7 protein-coding genes and 2 tRNA genes are annotated in these 7,598 nt (G+C 60.5%); all 9 read right to left on the bottom strand.

Annotated elements, in window-relative coordinates; genetic code table 11:
* Positions 1–1,363, bottom strand: a 1,363-nt coding sequence (gene nusA, locus B3E94_RS01225) for a transcription termination factor NusA (RefSeq protein WP_286912027.1), incomplete at its 3' end; no start/stop codon positions are given.
* Positions 1,364–1,422: 59 nt separating this feature from the next.
* A complete protein-coding gene (rimP, locus tag B3E94_RS01220) occupies positions 1,423–1,881 on the bottom strand; it encodes a ribosome maturation factor RimP (RefSeq protein WP_043274067.1) in 459 nt (152 codons plus the stop codon).
* Between the two features lie 130 nt (positions 1,882–2,011).
* Positions 2,012–2,088 (bottom strand) — tRNA-Met (locus tag B3E94_RS01215).
* A 98-nt stretch (positions 2,089–2,186) separates the two neighbouring features.
* A tRNA-Leu gene (locus tag B3E94_RS01210) sits at positions 2,187–2,272 on the bottom strand.
* Between the two features lie 21 nt (positions 2,273–2,293).
* Positions 2,294–2,686, bottom strand: coding sequence for a preprotein translocase subunit SecG (secG, locus tag B3E94_RS01205; RefSeq protein ID WP_176517427.1), 393 nt, complete (start codon positions 2,684–2,686; stop codon positions 2,294–2,296).
* A 4-nt stretch (positions 2,687–2,690) separates the two neighbouring features.
* Positions 2,691–3,446 carry a triose-phosphate isomerase gene (gene tpiA, locus B3E94_RS01200; protein ID WP_286912026.1) on the bottom strand — a complete coding sequence of 252 codons (756 nt, stop codon included), beginning with the start codon at positions 3,444–3,446 and terminating at the stop codon, positions 2,691–2,693.
* A gap of 66 nt (positions 3,447–3,512) precedes the next feature.
* The gene (glmM, locus tag B3E94_RS01195) at positions 3,513–4,853 is read right to left on the bottom strand and encodes a phosphoglucosamine mutase (protein WP_286912025.1); all 1,341 of its coding nucleotides are present in this window, start codon (positions 4,851–4,853) and stop codon (positions 3,513–3,515) included.
* A 16-nt stretch (positions 4,854–4,869) separates the two neighbouring features.
* Positions 4,870–5,721: a dihydropteroate synthase gene (gene folP / locus B3E94_RS01190; protein WP_286912023.1), complete on the bottom strand. Its 852-nt coding sequence runs from the start codon at positions 5,719–5,721 to the stop codon at positions 4,870–4,872.
* A gap of 8 nt (positions 5,722–5,729) precedes the next feature.
* A partial coding sequence (gene ftsH, locus B3E94_RS01185) for an ATP-dependent zinc metalloprotease FtsH (RefSeq protein WP_286912022.1) occupies positions 5,730–7,598 on the bottom strand: 1,869 nt, incomplete at its 5' end.

Raw genomic sequence — 7,598 nt, 5'->3', positions numbered from 1 at the left:
CGCCGCGCACCGCCAGTTCCGCCGCCAGGTCCTTGTCCATGCCCTCGAGGGAGAGCAGGTCTTCGGCCGGATGGGCGTCTGCCAGTTTTTCTTCGGTAGCGATGGCCTTGGTCAACAAACGGTCCTTGGCTCGAGCGCGGAGCTCATTGACGATGTCCTCGTCAAAGCCATCGATGTTGAGCATTTCTTCCAACGGTACGTAGGCAATTTCTTCAAGGCTGGTAAAGCCTTCGTCGACCAGCACTTGGGCCAGCTCCTCGTCGACTTCCAGTTCCTCGATGAAATTGCGCAGGATGTCACCGGTTTCGGCCTGCTGCTTGGCCTGGATGTCCTTCTCGGTCATCACGTTCAGGGTCCAGCCGGTCAACTGACTGGCCAGGCGAACGTTCTGACCGCCACGGCCAATGGCCTGGGCCAGGTTGTCCTCGGCAACGGCGATGTCCATGGCATGGGCATCTTCATCAACGATGATCGCCGCGACTTCGGCCGGCGACATGGCGTTGATGACAAATTGCGCCGGGTTCTCGTCCCACAGGACGATATCCACACGCTCACCACCCAGCTCGCCGGATACGGCCTGGACGCGCGAACCGCGCATGCCGATACAGGCACCTTGCGGGTCGATGCGCTTGTCCTTGGAGCGGACGGCGATCTTGGCACGCGATCCCGGATCACGGGATGCAGCCATGACTTCGATGAGGCCTTCGGCGATTTCCGGCACTTCGATGCGGAACAGCTCGATCAGCATCTGCGGCGCGGTGCGCGACAGGATCAGCTGAGGGCCGCGGTTCTCGGTGCGGATTTCCTTGAGCAGCGCACGCAGGCGCACGCCAACCCGGAAGGTCTCACGTGGAATGATGTCTTCGCGAGCCAGCAGCGCCTCGGCGTTGTTGCCCAGGTCGACGATGACGTTGTCGCGGGTGACCTTCTTGACGGTGCCCGAGATGATCTCGTTGACACGCTCGCGGTAGGCGTCGACCACCTGGGCGCGCTCGGCCTCGCGGACCTTCTGCACGATCACCTGCTTGGCGGTCTGGGCGGCGATACGACCGAATTCGATGGACTCGATCTTCTCTTCGATCACGTCACCCACCTTGGCTTCAGGGTGAGTCTCGTGGATCTTCGCCAGCCAGGTCTCGATGGCCGGATCGTCCAGATCGGCTTCGTCGACGACAGTCCAGCGACGGAAGGTTTCGTAGCTACCGGTGTGGCGGTTGATTTCCACACGCAGGTCGACTTCGTCCTCAAAACGTTTTTTGGTTGCAGTGGCCAGAGCCACTTCCAGCGCTTCGAAAATGACGCCGGGTGGTACACCTTTTTCGTTGGATACCGATTCAACAACCAGCAGTACTTCTTTGCTCATCGTACGCCTCGCCTTGCGCAAGCCATTGGGCCCGGAAAGTCCGCCGGGCCCGGCACGTCTCAGTCAAAACTGGGAATAATATTGGCCTTGTCGATCGAGTCGATCGGCAACAGGAATTCGTGATTGTCCACCTGGACCACAACGTCCTGTTCCTCCACACCGCGGAGGAGGCCCTGGAAGTTACGACGACCTTCGAAGGGCGTACGCAGCTTGATCTTCACTTGTTCGCCGGCATGCGAGGCAAACTGTTCCAGAGTGAACAGCGGGCGATCCATGCCTGGTGAGGACACCTCAAGGGTATATTCACTGCTGATCGGATCTTCAACATCGAGGATGGCACTGGCCTGACGGCTGACCGCTTCGCAGTCGTCCACCAGGATGCCGCCTTCCTTGTCAATGTAGATGCGCAATACCGAATGCTTACCCTGGGATACGAATTCGATCCCCCAGCACTGATAGCCCAGACCCTCGACCACCGGGGCCAACAAGGCCTGCAACTGTTCTAGCTTGCTCGACACCTGAACCCCCTCGTGCATGCTGTGCAAATAAAAAATGGGCGAAGCGCCCATCCCTGAAAGCGCCGTTGGACAACGGCGCCGAAAACTGTTCGGCTAGCAAAAAGCCCCTGAAAAGGGGCTCCGCTGAAGCTGGTTGCGGGGGCTGGATTTGAACCAACGACCTTCGGGTTATGAGCCCGACGAGCTACCAAGCTGCTCCACCCCGCGACAAAGCTGGGGCGAAAGTATAAGACCGAACCCGTTGCTGGGTCAATCCAACCTCCACCTACGAGAAAGCCCGCTAAAGCGGGCTCTCAAGCTTTAATTGGTACCGAGAAGGGGACTCGAACCCCTACACCCTATGGGCACAACCACCTCAAGGTTGCGTGTCTACCAATTCCACCACCTCGGCAATACTACTTCTTGAAACCCGTTACTTCTGCTCTTCGGTTGGAGGAGGTACATCACCAGTGTTGGTGGTTTCGCTCTTCTGCTCCTGGAGCACCGGTACATCATCATTTACTGCCGGCTTTGGCTGTTTCACTTCCAAGACCGCTGGATCTGGGAGACCTGCCTGGCTCAGCTGGTGAGCTTGTTGCTTGGCGAAGTATCCTAACCCAAGTGCTGTCAAAAAGAAAGTGGCAGCAAGTATAGCAGTTAATTTACTCAGGAAGGTAGCAGAACCTTGGCTTCCGAACACAGTATTTGAAGCACCTGCGCCGAAAGATGCACCTGCTTCCGCACCTTTACCCTGTTGCAACAGAACCAGCACTACAAGCGACAGCGCTGCCAACAGATGAAAAACAACGATGACTGTTTCCAGCATTTGTTCAGTTTCCTGCGGCGCGACAAATTGCACCGAATTCGTCTGCGTTCAGGGACGCTCCACCAATGAGCCCCCCATCGATATCCGGCATGCCGAACAGTTCGGCCGCATTGGCCGCCTTCACGCTGCCGCCGTAAAGAAGCTGCACGTTCGCGGCAACTTCGGCGTCCTCGGCCGCCAACTGCGCCCGGATGGCTGCGTGCACATCCTGAGCTTGCTGAGGCGAGGCTGTCAAACCTGTGCCAATGGCCCAAACAGGCTCATAGGCAATTACTGCATTGGCAAAAGCCTTAACACCGAAAGCCTCGATGATACTGCTTAGTTGACGCCCGACAACTTCGAGCGTCTTGCCTGCTTCGCGCTCTTCGAGGGTCTCCCCTACGCAGAGCACCGGCATTAAACCACTAAGTTGAGCCGCTGCAAACTTGCGATTGAGCACTTCTTCATTTTCACCAAGGATCTGGCGGCGTTCGGAGTGGCCAATCAACACCAACTTGCAACCGGCTTCAGCCAACTGACTCGGTGCAATTTCACCCGTCAGCGCGCCCTGTTCGGGCTGTATTGCAGAATTCTGTGCACCTACGGCAATTGCCTTACCCTGCAAACCATCAATCACCTGATTGATGAACAAGGCCGGCGGAAAAACCGCAACTTCGACACCGTTCGGCACGGGCATATTGCCCAAACCCTGGATCAGCTCAGCGACGCTGGCGCGGGTACCGTGCATCTTCCAGTTACCAGCTACCATGGGGCGACGCATGCTTTACCTCGTCGGTCAAAGTGGGCGCAGATCTTACCCAACCCGATCTGCGCTGGCAAGCCTCTTTCAGATACAAACTTCTGCAACCAGTTTGGCCAGGGCCTCGGCGTGCGTGCGCACCTGGCTTTCGTCGTCGCCCTCGACCATCACCCGCACCAAGGGCTCGGTGCCGGACTTGCGCAGCAACACGCGGCCACGACCTGCCATGTCCTCGGTCACCTTGGCACTGGCCTCCTTGACTGCCGGGTGCTCCAGCGGGTCGACCTTGCTTGCGCCGAAACGCACGTTGATCAATACCTGCGGGCACTTGCGCAGGGCTTGGCGCGCCTGTGCCAGGGTCTCGCCGCGGCGTTTCATGGCCATCAGCACCTGCAGCGCAGCGATGATCGCGTCACCGGTGGTGGTGTGGTTACAGCACACCACGTGGCCGGAGTTCTCCCCGCCCACCAGCCAGTCGCGCTCGAGCAGTTCGGCCATCACGTAGCGGTCGCCGACCTTGGCCCGCACGAACGGGATATCCAGGTCCTTGAGCGCCAATTCCAGGCCCAGGTTGCTCATCAGCGTACCGACCACGCCGCCCTGCAGCTTGCCGCGCTCCTGCAGGTCGCGGGCGATGATGAAGAGCAATTCGTCACCGTCGACGATGGCACCGGTATGGTCGACCATCAGCACCCGGTCGCCATCGCCGTCGAAGGCGATGCCCAGGTCGGCATGCCCGACCAGCACGGCGGCCTGCAGCGATTCGATATGGGTCGAGCCACAGCCTTCGTTGATGTTCAAACCATCGGGTTGCGCGTGCAGCACCGTCACATCGGCACCCAGTTCACGGAACACGCTCGGCGCGACCTTGTAGGTGGCGCCGTGAGCGCAGTCGATCACAAGCTTCAGGCCATCGAAACTGGTGCTGCTCGGCACACTGCTCTTGCAGAACTCGATGTAGCGACCGGCGGCATCGTTGATGCGCGAAACCTTGCCCAGCTTGCTGGATTCGACCACGGTCATCGGCTGATCGAGAAGTTCTTCAATCATCAGCTCGACTTCGTCCGGCAGCTTGGTGCCTTGGCCCGAGAAGAACTTGATGCCGTTGTCATCGTGGGGGTTGTGCGAGGCACTGATGACGATGCCGGCTTCGGCATGGAAAGTGCGAGTGAGGTAGGCGATCGCCGGGGTCGGCATGGGGCCGAGCAGCAGCACATCGGCACCCGCCGCGGAAAGGCCGGCCTCGAGTGCGGATTCGAACATGTAGCCGGAAATACGCGTGTCCTTGCCGACCAGCACGCGGCAATTGCCCTGCTTGCGGAAGGCCATACCCGCCGCCCAGCCCAGCTTCAGCATGAAGTCTGGCGTGATCGGGTATTCGCCGACGCGGCCACGAATGCCGTCGGTACCAAAGTATTTTCTGCTCATAGAGACTCCAATGTTCTTATTCGGCGCTCTGTACCGCTTCGATCATGCGGACCACATCGACGGTTTCGGCCACATCATGGACGCGCAGGATACTGGCCCCCTTGGTGATGGCCAGAGCCGCCAGCGCCAGGCTGCCATACAGCCGCTCACCGACCGGACGATCCAGCGTCAGGCCGATCATGCTCTTGCGTGAAACGCCCACCAGCAGCGGGCGACCGAGGCGATAAAGCGCCTCCATGTGTTTGAACAGGCTCAGGTTGTGCGCCAGCGTCTTGGCGAAGCCGAAGCCTGGGTCGAGGATGATGCGTTCCTCGGCAATGCCAGCCGCCGCGCAGGCAGCCATGCGCTGTTCAAGATAACGCGTTACATCCGCGGTGACATCTTCGTAATGCGGGTCATCCTGCATGTTCCCAGGCTCGCCGCGCATGTGCATGAGGCACACCGGCAAGCCGGTATCTGCCGCTGCATCCAGGGCGCCGTCGCGCTCCAGGGCGCGCACATCGTTGATCAGGCCCGCACCGAGACGTGCCGACTCGCGAATCACGGCAGGCGTTGAGGTATCCACGGAGATCACCACATCGAGGCGACTGTTGATGGCCTCGACCATCGGCGCCACCCGCTCCAGCTCTTCGGTCACTGATACCGCGCGAGCGCCAGGGCGCGTCGACTCCCCGCCGATATCGATCAGCGTGGCACCCGCCGCGACCATGGCCTCGGCATGGCGCAACGCTTCGTCGCGCTGGCTGAAGCGCCCGCCATCGGAGAAGGAATCGGGGGTGATATTGAGAATACCCATGACATGGGTACGGGACAAATCAAGAACCCGGTTGCCGCAAGGCAACCGGGTCGGGTACAGCTTCGAGCTCATAGATGCCCTTAGTGTTGAGCCGCTGGGCCGCCGATCGGCGATTCCGGACGGTCATTCTGGGCAGCCGGGGTGCCCGAGGTCTTGTCGTCGTCCCAGTCACGCGGTTCGCGTGGGGTGCGACCGGACATGATGTCGTCGATCTGGTCGGCGTCGATGGTCTCGTACTTCATCAGCGCTTCGGCCATGGCGTCGAGCTTGTCGCGGTTGTCGGTCAGCAGCTGCTTGGCAGTGGCGTAGCACTGATCGATGATGCTGCGCACTTCGGAGTCGATCAGCTTGGCCGTTTCACCGGAAACGCTGGCGTGCTGGCTACCGGCACTGCGACCGAGGAACACTTCGCCCTCTTCTTCCGCGTACATCAGCGGGCCGAGTTTCTCGGACAGGCCCCACTTGGTAACCATGTTACGGGCGATCTGGCTGGCCCGCATGATGTCGTTGGAGGCACCGGTGGTGACGCCATCGAAGCCCAGGGTCATCTCTTCGGCGATACGGCCGCCATACAGCGAGCAGATCTGGCTGATCAGCGCACGCTTGGACAGGCTGTAACGGTCTTCCTCAGGCAGGAACATGGTCACGCCCAGGGCACGGCCACGTGGAATGATCGAAACCTTGTAGACCGGGTCGTGCTCGGGCACCAGGCGGCCGACGATGGCATGACCTGCCTCGTGGTAAGCGGTGTTCTGCTTCTCTTTCTCGGACATGACCATGGTCTTGCGCTCGGCGCCCATCATGATCTTGTCCTTGGCCAGTTCGAACTCTTTCATTTCGACCAGGCGCTTGTTGGAGCGAGCAGCGAACAGCGAAGCCTCGTTGACCAGGTTGGCCAGATCGGCGCCGGAGAAGCCCGGGGTACCACGGGCAATGACTGCCGGGTTGACGTTTTCGCCGACCGGCACCTTGCGCATGTGCACCTTGAGGATCTGCTCACGGCCACGGATGTCCGGCAGGCCGACCACTACCTGGCGGTCGAAGCGGCCGGGGCGCAGCAGCGCCGGGTCAAGGACGTCCGGACGGTTGGTGGCGGCAATGACGATGATGCCATCGTTCATTTCGAAGCCGTCCATCTCTACCAGCAGCTGGTTGAGGGTCTGCTCGCGCTCGTCGTGACCACCGCCCATGCCGGCGCCACGGTGGCGACCGACGGCGTCGATTTCGTCGATGAAGATGATGCACGGTGCGTGCTTCTTGGCCTGCTCGAACATGTCGCGCACGCGGCTGGCACCCACGCCGACGAACATCTCGACGAAGTCGGAACCGGAAATGGTGAAGAACGGCACCTTGGCTTCACCCGCAATGGCCTTGGCCAGCAGGGTCTTACCGGTACCCGGTGGACCAACCATCAGCACACCGCGCGGGATGCGGCCACCCAGGCGCTGGAACTTGCCCGGGTCGCGCAGGAACTCGACCAGCTCGCCAACCTCTTCCTTGGCCTCGTCGCAACCCGCAACGTCAGCCAGGATGGTCTTGACCTGGTCTTCGGACAGCAGGCGTGCCTTGCTCTTGCCGAAGCTCATCGGCCCGCCCTTACCGCCCGCGCCGCCTTGCATCTGGCGCATGAAGAACATGAATACGGCAATGATTACCAGGATCGGGAAGCTGGCCACCAGCAGTTGCGTCCAGATGCTCTGCTGCTCGGGCTGCTTGCCTTCGACGACCACGTGGTTGTCGACCAGGTCGCCGATCAGGCCATTGTCGGTAATGGCGGGGCGCACGGTCTTGAAGTTGTCGCCGTCGGCGCGCTTGCCGGTAATGATGTAGCCGTCGACGGTCACACGCTCGACCTTGCCATCCTTGACCTGCTGGATGAAGTCGGAATAGTTGAGGGTCTGCGGCTCGTTAGGGCTGGAGAAGTTGTTCATCACCGTCACCAGGACAGC

Source organism: Pseudomonas sp. UBA6315 (assembly GCF_002438125.1).
Classification (GTDB): domain Bacteria; phylum Pseudomonadota; class Gammaproteobacteria; order Pseudomonadales; family Pseudomonadaceae; genus Aquipseudomonas; species Aquipseudomonas faucium.
This window is presented reverse-complemented; position numbering and strand designations above follow the sequence as displayed.

What these genes read in the sequence shown, in the direction of transcription:
- secG (WP_176517427.1), bottom strand. Translation starts at nt 2,686, where the DNA reads ATGCTGGAAACAGTCATCGTTGTTTTTCATCTGTTGGCAGCGCTGTCG.
- tpiA (WP_286912026.1), bottom strand. Translation starts at nt 3,446, where the DNA reads ATGCGTCGCCCCATGGTAGCTGGTAACTGGAAGATGCACGGTACCCGC.
- glmM (WP_286912025.1), bottom strand. Translation starts at nt 4,853, where the DNA reads ATGAGCAGAAAATACTTTGGTACCGACGGCATTCGTGGCCGCGTCGGC.
- folP (WP_286912023.1), bottom strand. Translation starts at nt 5,721, where the DNA reads ATGAGCTCGAAGCTGTACCCGACCCGGTTGCCTTGCGGCAACCGGGTT.